Annotated in this window: 15 protein-coding genes and 1 pseudogene; 7 read left to right on the top strand and 9 right to left on the bottom strand. The window is 69.7% G+C overall.

Annotation, left to right across the window (positions count from 1 at the left end; all coding sequences use genetic code 11):
• Window positions 1–19: 19 nt before the first annotated feature.
• Window positions 20–1,294: a CoA transferase gene (locus tag ABD770_RS13235; protein ID WP_344820139.1), complete on the bottom strand. Its 1,275-nt coding sequence runs from the start codon at window positions 1,292–1,294 to the stop codon at window positions 20–22.
• A gap of 131 nt (window positions 1,295–1,425) precedes the next feature.
• On the opposite strand from ABD770_RS13235, the gene ABD770_RS13240 reads away from it, so the two are divergent.
• Complete coding sequence (locus ABD770_RS13240; protein WP_344820140.1) at window positions 1,426–2,121, top strand: TetR/AcrR family transcriptional regulator C-terminal domain-containing protein; 696 nt, start codon at window positions 1,426–1,428, stop codon at window positions 2,119–2,121.
• 6 nt (window positions 2,122–2,127) lie between these two features.
• Here ABD770_RS13240 and ABD770_RS13245 read toward each other — a convergent pair whose 3' ends face one another.
• The 4 genes and pseudogenes from ABD770_RS13245 to ABD770_RS13265 form a co-directional block, all read right to left on the bottom strand.
• Window positions 2,128–2,673 (bottom strand): MFS transporter, encoded by a 546-nt coding sequence (locus ABD770_RS13245; protein ID WP_344820141.1) that lies wholly within the window; start codon window positions 2,671–2,673, stop codon window positions 2,128–2,130.
• 64 nt (window positions 2,674–2,737) lie between these two features.
• Window positions 2,738–3,532: pseudogene (locus tag ABD770_RS14960) on the bottom strand (MFS transporter); the annotation flags it as partial.
• Window positions 3,532–4,371 carry a PaaI family thioesterase gene (locus tag ABD770_RS13260; protein WP_344820144.1) on the bottom strand — a complete coding sequence of 280 codons (840 nt, stop codon included), beginning with the start codon at window positions 4,369–4,371 and terminating at the stop codon, window positions 3,532–3,534. The pseudogene ABD770_RS14960 and the gene ABD770_RS13260, both read right to left, overlap by 1 nt.
• 137 nt (window positions 4,372–4,508) lie before the next feature.
• Window positions 4,509–5,729, bottom strand: a complete 1,221-nt coding sequence (locus ABD770_RS13265; protein ID WP_344820145.1) for a CaiB/BaiF CoA transferase family protein — start codon at window positions 5,727–5,729, stop codon at window positions 4,509–4,511.
• A gap of 174 nt (window positions 5,730–5,903) precedes the next feature.
• On the opposite strand from ABD770_RS13265, the gene ABD770_RS13270 reads away from it, so the two are divergent.
• Both ABD770_RS13270 and ABD770_RS13275 read left to right on the top strand, forming a co-directional pair.
• Window positions 5,904–6,326, top strand: coding sequence for a Zn-ribbon domain-containing OB-fold protein (locus tag ABD770_RS13270; RefSeq protein WP_344820146.1), 423 nt, complete (start codon window positions 5,904–5,906; stop codon window positions 6,324–6,326).
• On the top strand, window positions 6,323–7,471 hold the full coding sequence (locus tag ABD770_RS13275) for a thiolase family protein (protein WP_344820147.1): 1,149 nt from the start codon (window positions 6,323–6,325) through the stop codon (window positions 7,469–7,471). The genes ABD770_RS13270 and ABD770_RS13275 overlap by 4 nt, the downstream gene beginning before the upstream one ends.
• Window positions 7,472–7,625: 154 nt before the next feature.
• Here ABD770_RS13275 and dctP (ABD770_RS13280) read toward each other — a convergent pair whose 3' ends face one another.
• The 3 genes from dctP (ABD770_RS13280) to dctP (ABD770_RS13290) all read right to left on the bottom strand — a co-directional run bounded on the left by dctP (ABD770_RS13280) (window position 7,626) and on the right by dctP (ABD770_RS13290) (window position 12,751).
• The gene (gene dctP, locus ABD770_RS13280; RefSeq protein WP_344820148.1) at window positions 7,626–8,882 is read right to left on the bottom strand and encodes a TRAP transporter substrate-binding protein DctP; all 1,257 of its coding nucleotides are present in this window, start codon (window positions 8,880–8,882) and stop codon (window positions 7,626–7,628) included.
• 145 nt (window positions 8,883–9,027) lie between these two features.
• Window positions 9,028–11,091: a TRAP transporter large permease subunit gene (locus tag ABD770_RS13285; protein WP_344820149.1), complete on the bottom strand. Its 2,064-nt coding sequence runs from the start codon at window positions 11,089–11,091 to the stop codon at window positions 9,028–9,030.
• Between the two features lie 403 nt (window positions 11,092–11,494).
• Entirely contained in the window at window positions 11,495–12,751 is a 1,257-nt protein-coding gene (gene dctP / locus ABD770_RS13290) for a TRAP transporter substrate-binding protein DctP (protein WP_344820148.1), read from the bottom strand.
• Between the two features lie 453 nt (window positions 12,752–13,204).
• Here dctP (ABD770_RS13290) and ABD770_RS13295 point away from each other — a divergent pair, with 453 nt between their 5' ends.
• Window positions 13,205–14,089, top strand: coding sequence for an alpha/beta fold hydrolase (locus ABD770_RS13295; RefSeq protein ID WP_344820150.1), 885 nt, complete (start codon window positions 13,205–13,207; stop codon window positions 14,087–14,089).
• A 61-nt stretch (window positions 14,090–14,150) separates the two neighbouring features.
• Here ABD770_RS13295 and ABD770_RS13300 read toward each other — a convergent pair whose 3' ends face one another.
• Window positions 14,151–14,924 (bottom strand): SDR family NAD(P)-dependent oxidoreductase, encoded by a 774-nt coding sequence (locus tag ABD770_RS13300; protein ID WP_344820151.1) that lies wholly within the window; start codon window positions 14,922–14,924, stop codon window positions 14,151–14,153.
• A gap of 154 nt (window positions 14,925–15,078) precedes the next feature.
• Between ABD770_RS13300 and ABD770_RS13305 the strand changes: the two genes are divergently transcribed.
• The 3 genes from ABD770_RS13305 to ABD770_RS13315 all read left to right on the top strand — a co-directional run bounded on the left by ABD770_RS13305 (window position 15,079) and on the right by ABD770_RS13315 (window position 18,875).
• Window positions 15,079–16,260: a thiolase family protein gene (locus ABD770_RS13305; protein WP_344820152.1), complete on the top strand. Its 1,182-nt coding sequence runs from the start codon at window positions 15,079–15,081 to the stop codon at window positions 16,258–16,260.
• Window positions 16,257–17,081 (top strand): PaaI family thioesterase, encoded by an 825-nt coding sequence (locus ABD770_RS13310; RefSeq protein ID WP_344820153.1) that lies wholly within the window; start codon window positions 16,257–16,259, stop codon window positions 17,079–17,081. Before ABD770_RS13305 ends, ABD770_RS13310 begins: the two co-directional genes overlap by 4 nt.
• Before the next feature lie 243 nt (window positions 17,082–17,324).
• A complete protein-coding gene (locus tag ABD770_RS13315; protein ID WP_344820154.1) occupies window positions 17,325–18,875 on the top strand; it encodes an amidohydrolase family protein in 1,551 nt (516 codons plus the stop codon).
• The last annotated feature ends 32 nt before the right edge of the window (window positions 18,876–18,907 follow it).

Genomic DNA, 18,907 nt, shown 5'->3' on the forward strand with positions numbered 1-18,907 from the left:
CGCCACCGCGCCCGTGCCGCTACGGCTCGGGCGCGTCCAGCAGAGCGCGGATCGTCGCGGTATCCGCGCCGACCGGGCGCGCCGGCGGCGACACCGGAATGCGCGGCGGATCCGCGACCGCCACCGCGGCACCGCCCGGGAACCTCAGACGCCATCCCCCGTCCGAGCGCTCGACCGAGTGGGGCGGAGCCTCCTCGCGAGCCCGGGCGGCGTACTCGGCGGCGACCCCGCTCAGCGACACATCGACGAGCGTGCCGCCGCCCGCGTCGAGCGCGGCGACGACCTCGCCCGCGACCCTCACGCCGGTGAGCGGATCCGCGATCGCGTCCCCCGCGAACACCGGGTCGCCGGCCGCCCCGCGCCCGACCAGACCGCCCGCCACCGCGGCATCGTCCCCGAAGGCCACGCGATGCTGCGCCGGTCCTTCCGCCCCGTGCCCGGTGATGCGCACCCAGATCTTCCCGGCGCGGTTCCGACGCTGGTCGAACGCCAGCCCCCGCTGACGCAGCGCGCGCGGGCGCGAGGCCTCGATGACGATGTCGGCCGCGTCGATCAGTCGCGCGAGGAGCGCTTCCCCGTCGGCGTCGCCGGAGATCTCGCACGCGAGTTTGCCGTGCCCGAGCCAATCGAAGAACCGCGCGTTCCCGCGCCGCGCGCCGTCCGGACGGCCGGCGAACTCGACCTTCACCACCCGTGCGCCGCCCGCCGCCAGCAGCGCGGTGCTCAGCGGTCCCGCCCAGAGCGCCGACAGATCGACCACGAGCGCTCCCCGCAGGCTCCGCGTCTCCGCCGGGGCGATCGGCTTGGTCCGGACGGCCGGCGGCCCGGCCTCGCCGAGGGTCGCGGCGGGCAGCCCCAGCATCGCGGCGCGCTCCACCAGCTCTCCGACCGAGCGACGGGCCGCCGCCGCCACCGCGAGCCACGGCTCTCGCTCCCCGAGTTCGGCGCCGAGGAGCGCCGGGACGAGTTCTCGATCCGAGTCCCGAGCGAGGCTCAGCGCCCCCCAGCCGTCACGCCCCCGGATCAGGCGGGTCGCTCCGCCGGCCGACACCCGCCCTCCGCGCGCGAAGCCGTTCTCCCGGGCGCGTCCGGCGAGGACGATCGCCGGGTCGCGCAATGCGTCCCCGGGAGGCAGGCCGAGCCGCCCCACCAGGCGACCGAGCTCGTCCGCGAACGCCGCGTACGCGAAGGCCGGGCTCGCGTCGACGGGACCCTCGGGTTCGCCCGTCAGCGACATCAGCCCGGACTCCGCCCAGCGGGTCAGTATCGCCTCGCCCGGTGCGTCAGCGCTCATCCGAGGGCCGAGCTTCGTACGATGGGGATCACGTCCTCCTTCACGGACTGCAGAACAAGTGAGCCGTTCAAAGGCGACTCCAGGCCCACCATATTCTCATGACCGAACCCGATCCACAGAATGCGAACCGCATGCCCGCCCAGAAACCGAAAACCCGCCAGCGTCGAGAACGCGGCTCCATCTCCTCCGATCAGATCATCGAGGGAGCCTTCGCCGTCATCAAGGATTCCTCCGTCGAGAGCCTCAGCATGCCCGAGCTCGCACGGAGGCTCGACGTCGGCGTCACCAGCATCTACTGGTACTTCCGCAGGAAGGAGGATCTGCTCCGCGCGATGAGCGATCGCGCGCTCGCGATACTGTACACGCAGCTGCCCGATCCGGCCGACTTCGGCGACTGGCGGACCTTCATCGAGACCTACCAGCGCACGACGCGGGAGATCCTGACCCAGGATCCCGCCCTGGCGGACCTCATCCTCGTTCGGCAGAACTCCTACTCGCTCGCGGCCGGCATCAACGCCTTCAGGAGCGTCGACCGGAATCTGCAGGCCCTCATCGACGCGGGCTTCGCCCCGCTGCAGGCCTGGCGGCTGTTGAGCGCCGTCACCACGTTCACGAACGGCATGATCCTCGCCGCCCGGACGGCGACGATGAACGACGCCGTCACGCTCGACGAACGGCAGACGCTCCTCATCACCGACGAGATGCCGGCGCTCACCGACCTGGTGCGCACCGAGAAGATCCAGCTCGCCATGGTCTCGGACGAGGACTTCGAGACCGGGCTCGCGGCGCTTCTCGACGGCTTCGAGCGTCAGCTCGAGAAGAGCTGACACGACTCAGCTGAGGTCGAGGACCCGATGGCGCGGGATCGCCAGCGCGATCGCCCCGGCGATCAGGGCGACGGCCGCGGCGACCACGTCGAGGACCACGATGCCGCTCCAGGTGGGATAGGAGCCGCCGTCGATCACGACGAATGACACCGACAGCACGGCGGCCACCACGGCGCTGGATGTCGAGGTCCCCACCTGCCGCAGCACCGTGTTCAGTCCGTTCGCCGAGGCGGTCTGCGCCAGGGGCACCGCCGACATGATGAGGGCGGGCATCGCGGCGTAGGCGAACGCCGTGCCGATGCCGACCAGCGCCGCCGACAGCGACACCTCGAGCGCCGAGTGATAGAGGAAGTTGCGCACGATGTACCCGATCGCGATGATCACCGTGCCGGCGATGAGCACGACCTTGCCGCCGATGCGGTTGAGCAGGTATCCGTTCACGGGCGACAGCACCACCATCGCGAGCCCCGACGGCACCATCCACAGGCCCGCCTCGGTCACCGACAGCCCGAGCCCGTACCCGGTCTCCGTCGGCGCCTGCAGCTGCTGCATCGACCAGCATGCTGACGAACAGCGCGAAGCCGACGAAGACCGCCGTGATGTTCGTGAGGGCGACCGTGCGAGCAGCCATGGTGCGCAGTTGCAGGATCGGGTCGCGCAGGCGCAACTGGAACGGGATCCACCCGGCGAGCACCGCGAGGGAGAGGACGGTCAGGCCGATCGTCGGGAACGAGCTCCACCCCCAGATGGACCCCCGCGAGACGACCAGGAGCACGCCGGCGATGATGACCGAGAGCGCGGTCGCGCCGACGAAGTCGAAGCTCCCTCCCGATCTGACGCTCGGGTCGCGCACCACGACGGCGACCGCGACGATCAGCAGCAGCGTCACCGCGAGCATGAGCCAGAAGACCCAGCGCCATCCCACGGCGTCGTAGATCAGGCCGGACAGCGGCAGGCCGAGGGCGCCCCCGAAACCGAGCGTGGCGCTCATGAGGGCCACTGCGGAACCGACGCGCTCCGGGGGGAGCGTGTCGCGGAGGATGCTCATCCCGATGGGGATGAGGGCCATCCCGAAGCCCGCGAGCGCGCGGCCGATGAAGAGCGCCGCGTACCCTCCGGCCGCCGCGGACACCAGCGCGCCGGCGGCCATGATCGCGAGGCAGACGTACAGCAGCGGACGCTTCCCGTACATGTCGGCGAGACGCGAGAGCGTCGGCACGCTGATCGCGCCGATCAAGAGGGTGATGGTGACCAGCCAGGTCGCGGCATCGGCGGAGACGTCGAGTTCACGCGGAAAGATGGGGAGCAGCGGAATGACCAGGGTCTGGTTGAGCGAGGCCGCGAGCCCGCTCAGGCTGAGTGTTCCGCTCACGAGCCACGTCGGGCGCCGCTGGCGCGCTCCGCCGGCCACTAGCGGCCCCGACGCCGGTAGCTGAGCCTGGCGATGTTCGACGGCTTCCCGGTGGGAAGCATGATCTCCGCGTCGACGACGCAGATGGTCCTTCCGACGTGCACCGGGCGGGCGGAGGTGACGATCTCGTCGCCGAGCGGAGCGGGTCGCAGATAGTTGACGCGCAGGCTCTCGCACTCCCACGCGAAGGGATCCCCGGGAACGGCTCGCGAGGCGGCGTATTCGAGGATGGTCACCGCGACGCCGCCGTGCAGCGCGCCCGCCGGGTTCGCCAGGTGCGCCGACACTGCTCCGCGCAGCGCGGCCGCCCCGGCCTGCGCCTCGGGCACCCCGAGCAGTTCGGCCAGCGATATCCCCGGGGGGTCCATCTCGGGCGACGGCCGAGGATCGTATCTGCGCCCGCGGTCCACGAACCGCGAGGCGAACTGGGCCTCGGCGAGCACGCGACCGCCCTCCCCGAGGATGGCGCCGGCGACGCTCCCGCCGATGTCGTTCAGCTCGACCACGTCCTCCCGCAACGAGAACTCCTCCCCCGCCCGCGGCGGAGACGTCGGAAAGCTCATCGACAGCTCCGAGGTCACGAGCCCGAGCGTCGGCGACGGGCGGCCGCGCATGACGGGATGCGCCAGCGAGGTGTCCGCGAACACGCCGAGGGCGCCGGCCCGGGCGACGCCGTCGAGGTCGAGACTCTCGGGGCCGACCATCCCGCGTTCGTGCGGCTGGTATGGAGAGTCCCGCCGCGCCATTCCGAAGATCGCCCAGGGCGTGTAGCCCTCGAGCCGGGGATCTCGGCGGCCGCTCGGGTCGTCGGCCAGAACGTGTGCGGGATTCGGTTTCAACGTACGCCTCTCTTCACGGTGCTCGTCCTTGTGTCGCGCATCAGGTACCACCTTCTCACCCGCCCGTGCCAGGCCGGCGCCGTGAGACGTGCGATGGCCGAGGCTCGCGCCCCGGCCTTCGCACTCGGACTGGATGCTCAGGACACGATCCCGCCGTCCTTCGCCTCGATGATCTGCGGCCACTCGTATCCGAGTTCCAACAGCACCTGCTCCGTGTGCTCCGCATACTCGGGAGCGCTCGACGGCGCCGGCGTCTCCTTGTTGAAGCGGATGGGCGGCGCGACCTGACGATACTCCACGCCGTTCTCGGCCTTGTTCCGGATGAAATAGCCGTTCGCGTCCGTCTGCGGGTCGTCCAAGGCCTCCTTCGGAGACTTGATCGGGCTCCACGCGCCGGTCTCGTCCTTGAGCACCTCGACCCAGTGGGCGTACGGCTGCGAGGCGAAATGCGAGCTGAGGATCTCGGTGAGCTCCGCGTTGTTCTTAAAGAGGTTCTGCGCCGGCGTGAAGCGTTCGTCCTCCGCCAGCTCGGGGAGCCCCACCCGGCGCGCGAACGCTGCCCAGTTCTTGTCGGGCTGCAGGAACGTCAGCTGTATCCATCGCCCGTCAGACGTCTTATAGGGGTTGACCAGCGCGTTGAAGGAGGCGCCGAGTTCGGGCTTCGGCACGACCTCGACGTCGAAGAAGTCCGCCGCGGTCACGTCGGGGGCGATCGTCCACAGGGCCTGCGCCAGCAGCGACACCTCCACGGGAAGCGCCTCTCCCGTGCGCTCGCGGTGGTAGAGGGCGCCGAGGACGCCGCCCGCGAGCGTCAGCCCGGCGGGGAGATCGCCGAGCGCCGGCGTCTGACGGAAGGGCACGATCGAGTCGGGCGCGCTGAGCGAGTACGAGTAGCCGCTCCGCGCGAAGTAGGACGTCGAGTCGTACCCGGCCGCGCTGGCGTCGGGGCCCTCGGTGCCCTGGCCCGTGCCCTGGGCGACGATCAGCTTCGGATTCGCGGCCCGCAGTTCGTCGAGGTCGATCTTCAACCGCTCGAGCGCGGCGGGGAGCCAGTTCGTCAGGAACACGTCGGCTTCGGAGACGAGCTTCTTGAAGATCTCGAGGCCCTGCTCGCTCTTCAGGTTGAGGCCGATGCTGCGTTTGCCGCGGTTGCCGAGCTCCAGCATGAAGTCTTGCCCGGTGCGCGAGTTCTCCTTGACGAGGCCTCCGACCACGAGCGACCGGCCGGGATCACCGCCTCTGGTATCCTCCACCTTTACGACGTCGGCGCCCCAGTCCGAGAGTGCGACGCCCGCGCTCGGCACGAACGTCCATGAAGCAAGCTCCACGACCTTCACGCCATCAAGAATGTTTACCATCAATCCACCTCACTGTGTTTGTGGCCCTCGAGCCCGCTGATAATCACCAAAGAGCACTGAAAAGCTTTCATCCGTAGGGTATACCATAAGGCTTACGAGAGTCGAGTCGGTTAAGAAGATTTCGGCGTTTCTCCAGTCTGTACGGTAGGTAGATCGATCACACTGAGGTGAGCAATGGAAAAACCAGCACCCGTTCCGAGCAAGGCCAGTGCCTTCTATTGGGAACACGCCCGAAAGGGCGAACTCGTCATTCAAGGGTTCGAGGGCACCGACTTCGTGCAGTTCCCCCCGAACGACCGCGCCGAGCGCTTCGACATCGACTCCGAGGCCGTGCCGGTTCGCGTCTCGGGCAACGGCACCATCTATTCGTTCTCGGTGCTGCATCAGGCCTTTCACCCGGCCTTCGCGGAGGACCTCCCCCTCGTGCTCGCGCTCGTGGAGCTCGACGATCATCCGGGGATCCGGATCCTCACCAACATTCTCGAGGCGAAGCCGGAGGAGGTGTCGATCGGCATGCCGGTCGAAGTGGTCTTCGAGGACCGCGGGGAATACACCCTGCCCCAATTCCGTCCCACCCAGCAGGAGGTCGCAGCATGAGTATCGGTCGTAAGACAGCGGTCGTCGGCGTCGGCTATTCGGCCATCAGCCGAGCACTCGGACTGCAGGCGCGGTCGCTCGCGGTAGACGCCGTCAAGGCCGCCGTGGCGGACTCCGGGATCGACATTCAGGACATCGACGGCATCTACGAGTACCCCGGTACGACCGGCGAGGCAGCCGTCGACTTCCAGCGGCTCCTAGGCATCGAGAGCCTCTCGGACTTCGGCGACTTCGCGGCCACGGGGGCCTCGGCGCTCTCCGCCGTCATCCACGCCGAGATGGCGGTCGCGAGCGGCCACTGCGAGGTGGCCCTCGTCATCCGCGCGATCACGCGCGAGTGGGGGCAGATGAGCGGCCAGACGCAGTTCCCGCCCGCCGAGGGCGCCGCGCAGTACCTGCTCCCCTACGGCGCCGCGGGCGCCGTGCTCCCGGTCATGGGCATGCGCAAACGGCGTCGCGAGTTCGAGTTCGGCACGCGCGAGGAGGACTACGGCGCGATCGCGGTCAACGCGCGCAAATGGTCCGCGATGAACGAGCGCGCGATGCTGCGCGACCCGATCACAATGGACGACTACCTCTCGGCCCGCTACGTCGCCGAGCCGCTTCGGCTCCTCGACTGCGACTACCCGGGCAGCGGCGCCGTCGCCGTGCTGATCACCACCGAGGAGCGCGCGAAGGATCTCAGGCAGAAGCCGGTCATCATCGATGCGACCTCGCACGGCACGGGATCCCGGCCGGACTGGACGTTCCCCGACGATCTCGTGTTCGGCGGCACCCGCGACAGCGCCCGGCGGCTCTGGGAGCGTTCGAGCGTCACCGTTGACGACGTCGACGTCGCGGAGATCTACGACGGCTTCACGCACATCGCGATGTCCTGGATCGAGGCGCTCGGCTTCTGCGACATCGGCGAGTTCGGCGACTGGGTCGACGGCGGCAAGACGATCGGCCCCGGCGGATCGCTCCCCATGAACACCAGCGGCGGGCAGCTCGCGGAGGGCCGCCTCCACGGGCTCGGTTTCCTCGCCGAGGCGACGCAGCAGCTGCGCGGCCAGCTCGGCGAGCGGCAGGTCGAGGGCGCGGACGTCGCCGTGGTGACGAACGCGTTCGGTCCCCAGTGCGCCTCCCTGGTGCTCCTGACCGACTGACCCCTTTTCGAGAGAGAGCATCGCCCCCGCAGAGCGCGGGGGCGATGCTCTTTTGCTGTGCGTGCTGTCCAGTCGTCTCGGCGGACGCGGCGGCTCCCCACGCAAACGGCGCCCTCCCGGAAACCGGGAGGGCGCCGTGCCGTGCGCGCGCGGGTTACGCGGTCGGGCGGTGCGCGTCGAAGACCTCGACGAGCATGTCGTGGTACGCGTCCCAGTCGATCGCGTCGGCGTCCCAGTTCGCGATCTGGTCGAGGGTCTCGCCGTCGTGCTCGGTCGGCAGGTCGAGATCCTTCGAGAGGCGATCCTCCCACTTGTCGTAGATCGAGCGGTAGTTCTCGAGGAACGCCTTCGGATCAGCGACCGTGTCGGGGGCGGAATCGGCGAGCGCCTCGTAGGCCTTCGCCTGCTCCTCGGTCACGATGTCGCGGAACGCCTCGTCCGGATCGTAGAACGTGATGCCGTTCTCCTTCTGGGCGGTGACGAGCGCGCCGTAGTTCTTCACCCATTCCTTGCCTCGCTCGACGAGCCAGGTGGGAATGGCGTCCCAGATCGCGTCCTGCGCCTCGGCCGGCAGCGACTCGAACTTCTCCTTGTTCGCCATCGTGTACGTGCCGGCCGCGCCGTTGAAGTCCGCGAAGGTCCAGTACTTGGCGACCTCGAAGAGGCTGTAGGTGATCGCCGCGGTCGGGGTGCCCGCAACGCAGTCGACCACGCCGCGCTGGAGTCCCTCGTAGTACTCCACCGGGCTCAGCTGCACGATGGTGAAGCCGAGCTTCTCCATCTCGGGGAGGCTCGGCGGCGTCCCGAAGGTGCCGAGGCGCTTCCCCTTCGCCTCCTCCGCCGTCCGCACGGGGGTGGTGCAGATGAGGCTCGTGCGCGTGTCGGGCAGCGAGTTCCAGATCACCATGACGTTGTTCGCGTCCAGCTCAGCCGTCAGCTCCTCGTCGCTCAAAGCCCACTCCTGCTGCGCGATGAAGCCCTGCAGGATCGAGAGCGGGTAGGCGGAGCTCGAAACCGAACCCATCGCGTTGTTCCAGTGCGCGATCGGGATTTCCGTCGGGAACGAACCCGCGCCGACGTAGCTGAGGTCGGCCGTGCCGCTCTGCACGCCGCCGAGGGAGTCCGCGGCGCCGAGCAGCGAGCCGCTGAAGAAGCCCTCGAACGTCACCTTGTCGTCGGTGGCCTCCGCCACCTCGTCCGCGAACGCCTGGAACGGGGGGCCGTTCGTCGATTCCGCCCCGACGTCCGCGTACGAGAGCGTCACCGGATCGAAGTCCGCCAGCGCGCCGGTGTCGTCGTCTCCCTTGCCGCTGTCCGCGCCGGCGCAGGAGGCGAGCAGCAGCGTCGCCGCCGCCATCAGGCCGACCGAGGAGATCAGCCTGCGCCGACGTCCGTTGAGTTTCTCTTTCATGTGTTTCCTTCCATAGTGTGCGCGGCCGACGGTCGTGCGCCGCTTGGATGCTCCGGTGGGATGCCGAGGGGACGTCCCACCGGAGCGAGGTCGAACTCCGACGGCCGGCGCGGGCGCGCCGTCCGAGGGGTATGGCCGGGAGGCCCTACTTCACGGCGGAGATGCTGGGAAGCCAGGTGACGATGTCCGGCAGGAAGATGAGCACGATCAGGAACGCGATGCTCATGAGGACGAACGGCGTCACGCCCTTGAACACGTCGATCAGGCTGATCTTGTGGCCGAGGTTCACTTCCTTGTCCTGCGCGAGCCGGTGCACGATGAACGTGAGCATGCCGACCGGCGGCGTGACCAGGGCGAGCTCGATGAGCATCACCACGAAGACGCCGAACCAGGTCATGTCCACGCCCACCGCCATCAGCACCGGCGCCAGGATCGGCACCGAGAGCAGGATGATCGACATCGACTCCATGAACATGCCGAGGATGAGGAACAGCACCATGATGGCGATCAGGAAGACCGGGGTCGGCATGCCGATCCCCACCACCCAGTCGGTGAGGGCGCGGAGCACGCCGCTCATCGTCATCGCGCGTCCGAGCAGGTTCACGCCGATCAGCAGCAGGAAGATGCCCGCGGTCGCCGTGACGGTCTCCTGCAGCGAGCGTCCCAGGGTCTTGAAGAGCTGCTTGGGGTTCTTGCGCTCCTCGCCGAAGGCCGAACCGACGACGATGGCCGCCAGCGCGCCGAAGGCGCCGGCCTCGGTGGGGGTGAAGATGCCGGAGAGCATGCCGAAGATGACGATGAAGATGACGACGACGAGGGGGATGATGCCGACGAGGGCGCGCAGCTTCTCCGCCATCGGCACACCCGTGGCCTTGGATCGCGGCGCGATGTCGGGCCGTACGAGGCCCTGGATGATGATGACCAGCGCGTAGAGCACCGCGACGATGATGCCCGGGATGATCGCGGCGAGCAGCTGCGGGCCGACCGCCACCTGGGCGACGCCGGCGTAGATCACGAGCAGCACGCTCGGCGGGATGAGCTGGCCGAGCGTCCCGGCCGTCGCGACGACGCCGGTGGCGAGGCTGGGCTTGTAGCCCGCCCGCAGCATCTCCGGAATGGCCATGCGGCCGAGCGCGTAGGAGATGCCGATCGTGCTGCCGCTGGCGGCGGCGAGGCCGGCGCCGGAGAAGTTCGTCGCGACGGCGAGGCCGCCGGGCATCCAGCCGAGCCAGAGGCGCGCGGCGTAGAACACCTTGCCGGTGAGGCCGGTGCGCCAGAGCACGATGCCCATGAGCACGAACATCGGGACGACGCTGAGGCTCCAGTTCGCCGCGGAGTGCATCGGGACCGATTCGAAGGCATCGGCGACGACGGACGTCCCCGCCAGCTTCCAGAGCCCGAGCCCGCCCGCCGCGATCATCGCGAGCGCCGTGGTCAGGCCGCACAGCAGCAGCAGCACCATGAGGGCGATGAGAAGCCCGCCCGCCGCCACCCGCGACATCTCGACCGAGAGCAGGAGGACCACGATGACGAGCGAGGCGACCACGGCGATGGCGAGCAGCACGTTCTGCGCCGACAGCAGCGCGGGCTGCGCGACGCCCGAACGCCGCTCGCGCTTCGCGGCGCGCAGCGAGCTGGTGAGCGAGACGAGGAGCTGGGCGGCGTAGAGCCACGTGCCGAGCGCCATGAACACCGCGATCGGCCAGATGGGGAGCGGGAAGGAGCCGGCGAGCATCTCGCGGGCCTCGACGGAGTCGATGGCGTCGACCGTCAGGTAGTAGGCCAAGAGGCCCACGATCCCGAGGCTCGCCGCGAGGATCACCGTCTCGACGGCGGTGCGCCACGTCACGGGGAGCTTCTCGACCAGGAGCGTGACGCGGATGTGCTCGCCCTTGAACTGGGTGAACCCGAATCCGAGGAACACCGCGAGCACCATCCACCAGTTGGATACGAGCTCCAGCGTGCCCGGCAGCGGCACGTTGAAGAACGTCCGGCCGCTCGCGTCGGCGACGATCTGGAGGCCGAGGATCACGATGGCGATGCCCGCGGCGATCGCGGAGACCGACGAGATCTTCGTGATGAACCGCTCCCACAGGGGCGCGGTCTCTTCTTCGGTGTCTTCCCGCAGGAGTGCATCGGACTCGCCGACGGCGATGTCCTCTTCCACATCCCCGGTGTTCTCGGGATGCTGCAACGACGTTGTTGTCATATGAGTGCCTTATCGATTCGGTACTGCGATGCGCCGCGAGCAACAGCGCTCGCCATCGCGTTGAGGTGGGAGGGAGTGAAGCGTTCGGAGGCCGGGCGGGTGGCCGGTCTACTGACGAGAACTCAGGTGGGAAATGTCGGCATCGGGAATGTGCATGACCTCTCTGTCATTCAAAATCGCTCCGGCGCGCCACACGGTTACCGTATTGCTTACCGTAATGTAGGAGCCGACTCTACGCAGGTGGCGAGTCCGTGTCAATTCGATTTTCGGAATCGTTGCCGATCTGCGTCGAACGCCGGAGGCCGCGGGCGCATTCTCCCCGACGAGCGGCGGTTCGACGCCCGGATCCCCGCGGTGCGGTGCCCCCCGAAACCGGGAGGACACCGCACTTCCGGCGCGCGGGTTACGCGGTCGGGCGGTGCGCGTCGAAGACCTCGACGAGCATGTCGTGGTACGCGTCCCAGTCGATCGCGTCGGCGTCCCAGTTCGCGATCTGGTCGAGGGTCTCGCCGTCGTGCTCGGTCGGCAGGTCGAGATCCTTCGAGAGGCGATCCTCCCACTTGTCGTAGATCGAGCGGTAGTTCTCGAGGAACGCCTTCGGATCAGCGACCGTGTCGGGGGCGGAATCGGCGAGCGCCTCGTAGGCCTTCGCCTGCTCCTCGGTCACGATGTCGCGGAACGCCTCGTCCGGATCGTAGAACGTGATGCCGTTCTCCTTCTGGGCGGTGACGAGCGCGCCGTAGTTCTTCACCCATTCCTTGCCTCGCTCGACGAGCCAGGTGGGAATGGCGTCCCAGATCGCGTCCTGCGCCTCGGCCGGCAGCGACTCGAACTTCTCCTTGTTCGCCATCGTGTACGTGCCGGCCGCGCCGTTGAAGTCCGCGAAGGTCCAGTACTTGGCGACCTCGAAGAGGCTGTAGGTGATCGCCGCGGTCGGGGTGCCCGCAACGCAGTCGACCACGCCGCGCTGGAGTCCCTCGTAGTACTCCACCGGGCTCAGCTGCACGATGGTGAAGCCGAGCTTCTCCATCTCGGGGAGGCTCGGCGGCGTCCCGAAGGTGCCGAGGCGCTTCCCCTTCGCCTCCTCCGCCGTCCGCACGGGGGTGGTGCAGATGAGGCTCGTGCGCGTGTCGGGCAGCGAGTTCCAGATCACCATGACGTTGTTCGCGTCCAGCTCAGCCGTCAGCTCCTCGTCGCTCAAAGCCCACTCCTGCTGCGCGATGAAGCCCTGCAGGATCGAGAGCGGGTAGGCGGAGCTCGAAACCGAACCCATCGCGTTGTTCCAGTGCGCGATCGGGATTTCCGTCGGGAACGAACCCGCGCCGACGTAGCTGAGGTCGGCCGTGCCGCTCTGCACGCCGCCGAGGGAGTCCGCGGCGCCGAGCAGCGAGCCGCTGAAGAAGCCCTCGAACGTCACCTTGTCGTCGGTGGCCTCCGCCACCTCGTCCGCGAACGCCTGGAACGGGGGGCCGTTCGTCGATTCCGCCCCGACGTCCGCGTACGAGAGCGTCACCGGATCGAAGTCCGCCAGCGCGCCGGTGTCGTCGTCTCCCTTGCCGCTGTCCGCGCCGGCGCAGGAGGCGAGCAGCAGCGTCGCCGCCGCCATCAGGCCGACCGAGGAGATCAGCCTGCGCCGACGTCCGTTGAGTTTCTCTTTCATGTGTTTCCTTCCATAGTGTGTCCCGCCGGCTGATGCACCGTGTCAATGCCCCGCGGGGTGGGCGGACGTCCGGCCGCTGCTGCGGCGAGATCGGGAGGCCGGACGGCGATCCGGGAGAAGATGCCCCTGACGGGATACGCAGGGCTCGTGCAGGCGAACGGCTTCGCGCCACTGAGAATATGCATGACCTCTCTGTCATTCACGGGACATGGTATCCGATTACGGTATAACTTACCGTAACGCCGTCGCCGACGTTACGCAGATGGTGGATCCCTGTCAATTCGTGCGTCGGGTCATTTCGAGGGAGAAGCTCCTCGCCATACTGAAAACTTTGCGGTAACGTGCGTGTCGTCCGGGATCTCACGATCTGCCCGGCACATCCAGCGAGCAGACGGTGCCGTCCAGGAGCGGCGACACGCGCTCATTTCGACGACACACGGCGGTGCTACCTCAATGGCAACAACACACTCACCCGAAACCCTCACGCTTCAGGGCAACGGACTCTCGCTGACGGGAGACTACTGGGCCGGCAACGGCGACGCCTCGCGGCCGACCCTCATTTTCCTCCACGGGGGCGGTCAGACGCGGCACTCCTGGGACAGCACCGCGGGCAGCCTCGCGCAGCAGGGGTGGAGCTCCTACACCGTCGATCTGCGCGGACACGGGGACTCGGGCTGGTCGGAGGACGGCACCTACGCCATCGAGGACTACGCGGCCGATACCGTGGCGCTCATGCGCTCGCTCGGCGCCGCCCGCCCCGTCCTCGTCGGCGCCTCGATGGGCGGCCTCGCCTCCCTCACGGCGCAGTCCGACCATCCCGACCTCGCGCGCGCCCTCGTGCTCGTCGACATCGTGCCGCGCACCTCCACGGAGGGCGTGAAGCGGATCACCCAGTTCATGGTGGGCCACAGCGACGGCTTCGCGAACCTCGAGGAGGTCGCCGACGCCATCGCGGAATACACGGGTCGCGAGCGCCGGCTCAACCCGGAGGGCCTGCAGAAGAACGTGAGGCTGCGCGCGGACGGCCGCTGGTACTGGCACTGGGACCCGCGGATGATGCAGCCCGGTCCGCAGAGCGAGGGCCGGGCCCCCGACGCGGACGCCCTCCTCGAACGCGCGTCGCGCATCGAGGTGCCGACCCTCATCGTGCGCGGCGGCAAGTCCGACGTCATCGACGAGGCGGGCGTGAAAGAGCTCGAGGGCGTGCTCAGAAGGCCCTACAGCACCGTCGTGAACGATGCGCGCCACATGATCGCCGGCGACGACAACAAGAGCTTCGCGAGCGCCGTGGACGCGTTCCTCAACGACGTCGTGCTCAGCCCCGCGGGCGACGCGTAGCGGCGCGAGCCGCATTCACGTGGAACGGCGCCCCCTCGGGGGCGCCGTTCCACCTTTCCGCTCACATGTTGAAGCGCTGGGCTCCGTCGATGCGGATCACCGTTCCGTTGAGGTAGTCGTTCTCGGCGATGTGCAGCGCGAGCTGCGCGTACTCATCAGCCTCGCCGAGCCGCTTCGGGTTCGGGACGATCTTGCCAAAGCGCTCCTCGATGGCCTCGCGCGGAACGTCGCCGTACGCCCGCGTGAAGAAGGTGCCGGGCGCGATCGTCATCACGCGCACGCCCGCGGGAGCGAGGTCGCGCGCGGCGGTCAGCGTGAGGCCGATGACGCCGCCCTTCGCCGCGGAGTAGTCGGTCTGGCCCACCTGGCCTTCGAATCCGGCGATCGAAGCCGTCATGATGACGAGGCCGCGCTGACCCGATTCGAGCGGCTCGTTCTGCGACATCGCCGCCGCCGCCTGGCTCAGGATGTTATAGGTCGCGACGAGGAAGATCTCCACGGTGCGGCGGAAGGTCTCCACGGGGTAGGGCTCCCCCTGACGGTTGACGATCCGCGCGCCCGCGGCCGGCCCGCCATGAGCGATCACGGCGAAGCGGAGCGGGCCGAACTCCTGGGCGGCGGCGACCGCGGCCCCCACCGACTCCTCGCTCGTCGCGTCGGTCTTCACGAACTTCGCCTTGTCGGCGCCGAGCTGCGCGACGAGGTCGTTGCCGCGCTGCTCGTCGAGGTCGGCGATGACCACCTTCGCGCCGGCGTCGACGAGCCGGCGGACGGTCGCCTCTCCGAAGCCGCCGACCCCGCCGGTCACGAGCGCCGAGCCACCTGCTAGTTTCATGAACGTCTCCTCACGTCTTTGTGTCCTGGTACCGGGGAATTCCCTACTACACGACTTTACGGTATAAGATTCAGTAGAACCATACAATATGGCGGTGCAGCGGCGCATTTCTCAGGGTGGCTGCACCTCCCGGAGAAAGTTGAGCACGAACATCATGACCGATCCTGTCATCGTCGCCGGGGCCCGCACCGCAGTCGGTACGGCCAACAAGGGAACACTCGCGAACACGACGGCCGAGGAGCTCGGCCTCGCGGTCCTCACCGAGACCGTCGCGCGGAGCGGGTTGGATCCGGAGCGCTTCGATGACGTCCTCTTTGCGGAATCCCTCTACGGCGGCGGAGCCGTCGCCCGCCACGCCGCGGTCCAAGCGGGGATGCTGACCGTGCCCGGCGCCGCCCTGAACCGGCACTGCGCGGGCAGCCTCAGCACGATCGGCCTCGCGGCCGCGCAGATCAAGTCGGGCATGGAGGACGCGATCGTCGCCGGAGGCGTGCAGGCGACGTCCCTCGGCCCCGTGCTCAAGCAGCGCGTCCCCGGCCTCCGCGGCGTCTATCAGGATCCGTGGATGCCGCCGACCCACCCGAACCGGGCGGACGCGCCGAACAACGACATGTCGATCTCCGTCGGCTGGAACACGGCGAAGTACGCCGAGCTGTCCCGCGAAGAGATGGACGCGTGGGCGTTCCGCAGCCACCAGCGCGCCGTCGACGCGATCGACCGGGGCCTGTTCGAGGACGAGATCTTTCCCATCTCGGTGAAGAATTGGAGCGGCGACACCGTCGAGTTCTCCGTCGACGAGCACCCCCGCCGCGACACGACGCTGGAACGCCTCGCGTCGCTTCGCGTCATCCACCCCGAAATCGAGGGCTTCTCGATTACCGCCGGCAACGCGAGCGGAGTCAACGACGCGGCGGCCGCGGTCGCGGTGACCAGTTCGGATCTCGCGGCCAGCGAGGGCCTCACGCCGCTGGCGACGATCCGGGCGTGGACCGCGGTCGGCATCGATCCGGCGCTCATGGGGGTCGGCGCACTGCACGCCATCACGCGCGTGCTCGGCAAGGCCGGCATCGAGGTGCCCGACGTCGCCGTCTGGGAGATCAACGAGGCGTTCGCCTCCGTGCCAGCGGCGGCCTGCAAGCTCCTCGGCATCGACGAGGAGATCGTGAACATCCACGGCAGCGGCTGCTCGATCGGCCATCCGGTCGCCGCCTCCGGCGCGCGGATGGTCAACACCCTGATCCGCGATCTGCAGCGGCGCGGCGGCGGCATCGGCGTCGCCGCGATGTGCGCCGGCGGCGGCCAGGCGGGAGCCCTCGTCATCGAGGTGCAGTCTTGACGCCAGGCGACGCGAGCCCTCGCGCGGCTCTGGTCGACACGGCCGACAAGGCCCTCCTGGCCCGGCACAACCCGTGGTCGCTCACCGGGGTCCCGATGGACGCTGCACGTCCGGGAGCGTACGTGCAGCGTCCGGGGCCCTGGTTCCGGAGCGACCGCGGCGACTTCGCCTGGGCCTCCCTCGGGATGCTCGTGGATCACGGCCTCAGCATGGTGCTCCTCGACGGTCATCCGCCGGGCATGAACGGCATGGTCACCACGGAGCTGTCGATCGACTTCGCCCCGGGGATCGAGCCCGCGGACGGCGCATTCGACCTGGACACGCACGTCGTCGGCACGAGCCCCGCGGGCGGGCTGTCGACGGGGCAGGTACGCGACGCGGCGGGCGCCGTGATCGCAACCGCGTCGCTCAGCGGCCGATACCTCCCCGTCCCCGAAGGGGGATACTTCGAGATGCCTCGCGCCCCGGAGGAGACGGTGCCGCTCTCCGCGATGCTGCCGATGCCGCTGGAAGCCACCGGCGACGGCGTCATCGGCACGCTCGCGTCGCCGCGATGGCTCGCCAATCCGCGGGGCATCATGCACGGCGGCATCCACACCATCGCGCTCGAGCGCGTGGCGCGCGAGGCGATCGGCGACGAGCCGTGGCGTCCGGCGTCGATACGCGTCGCGTTCCTGCGGGGTATCCCCGTCGACGACGAGCTCACCGTGACCGCGACCCGCGTCCACTCCGGTCGCTCGCTCGCGGTCGTGCGGTCGGAGTCGCGCCGGCTCGACGGCAAGCTCGCCGGCGTCGCGACGATCTCCTACGCGCTGCGCTGACGCTCCTCATGTCAGGACCGCGGTCGCGCACCGCCCGCACCCCTCCCCCGTCGCGTCCCCCTTCCCTCGTCGCGTCGACCTACGTCGCCCCTCCTTTTCCGTCGCGACACGCCGCTACGCCGGTCGGCGTTACGGCGTGTCGCGACGGAGGTTGGCCGGGTTGACGGGGGTGTTACGGCGTGTCGCGACGGAGGTTGAGGGGGTTGACGGGGTTGACGGCGGAGTCGAGGGCAGAATATCCCCATGAATGAGACCGCCGACGTCCGGGTGCTTCGCGAGGCGCGGATGCCCGACGGGCGCCTCGCCGACGTCGAGTTGCAGGCGGGGCGCATCCGCTCGATACGCCCCGCCTCGCCCCGCCCCCGGACCGCCGCAACCGCCCCGCCCCGCCCCGCGACCGCCGCGCCCCGCCCCGGCACCGCCGGCACCGCCGCGCCCAGCTCCGGGACCCCCGGAACCGTGAGGACCGCCGGAACCGCCGGGGCCGTAATCGAGTGCGGCGGGGCGCACCTGCTTCCCGGGCTGATCGACCACCACATCCACCTCCTCGCCCTCGCCGCGGCGCTCGAGTCCGTCGACTGCTCGCCCCGCGCCGCGCCCGACCCGGCATCCCTCGGCCGGGCCCTTCGCGCGGCCGCGCCAGACGCGCACGGCTGGATCCGGGGCGTCGGATACGACGAGTCCACGGCGGGATCCCTCGACGCCCGCGCCCTCGACCGGTTCGGGCCGCGCGGCCCGGTGCGCCTGCAGCACCGCAGCGGAGCCCTCTGGATCCTCAACTCGGCGGCGCTGACGCGGCTCGACCCGGATCGGGCGCCCGCCGGCGTCGTCGAGCGCGATCCGGCCGGCGCGCCCACCGGGCGCATCTGGCGCGGCGACGAGTGGCTCCGCTCGCAGCTCCCCCGCTCCGAACGCCTGCCGCTCGCGCGAGTCGGCGCGGAACTCGCCCGCCTCGGCGTGACCGAGGTGACCGATGCCACCCCGGGCGCGCGCGACGCGGGCCTCATCGCGCGCGCTCGCGCGAGCGGCGCGCTCCCGCAACGGGTGACGCTGCTCGGGGAGCCCGGAGAGGTGCCCCCGGAGGTCCGCCTGGGCCCGCGCAAGATCGTGCTCGGAGACTCGGGCCTCCCCGCCGTCGACGAGCTGGTCGCGGAGATCGCGCGAGCACGGGCCGCCCGCCGCGCGGTCGCCGTGCACTGCGTGACCCGGGAGGCGCTCGTGCTCCTCCTGGCCGCGCTCGCGCGCATCGGGGCACGGCCGGGCGACCGCGTCGAGCACGCCGCCGTCGTGCCTCCCGAGCTCATCCCGATGATCCGCGACCTCGGCCTCGCCGTGGTCACCCAGCCCGGTTTCCTCTGGCACCGGGGCGACCGGTATCTCGCCGAGGTCGACGCGGACGACACCCCGCACCTGTACCGGCACCGGACGCTCCTCGACGCCGGGATCCCGGTCGTCGCGTCCAGCGACGCGCCCTACGGCCCCGTCAACCCGTGGACCGTGATGCACGATGCGGTGCACCGCCGCGCGCCCGGTGGCGCCGTCCTCGGGCCGCGCGATCGGGTGACGGCGGCGCAAGCCCTCGCGGGATACCTGAGCCCCGCCGACGATCTCGGCGCGGTCCTCGGAATCGCCGCGGCGCTCCTCGCTCCGCGGGGCCGCTCCGCCCTCATCCGCCCGGGAATGCGGGCGGACCTCATCCTGACCGAGACGCCGGCGCTCGACGCCATAGCGCAGGGCCGGCGCGATCCCGTGATCCTCACCCTCGTCGACGGCCGCGTCGCCGCGGGGAGGTGATCCGCGCGGGATCGCCGCGCCGGTCCTGACGC

It is taken from the genome of Microbacterium soli (genome assembly GCF_039539005.1).
Taxonomy (GTDB): domain Bacteria; phylum Actinomycetota; class Actinomycetes; order Actinomycetales; family Microbacteriaceae; genus Microbacterium; species Microbacterium soli.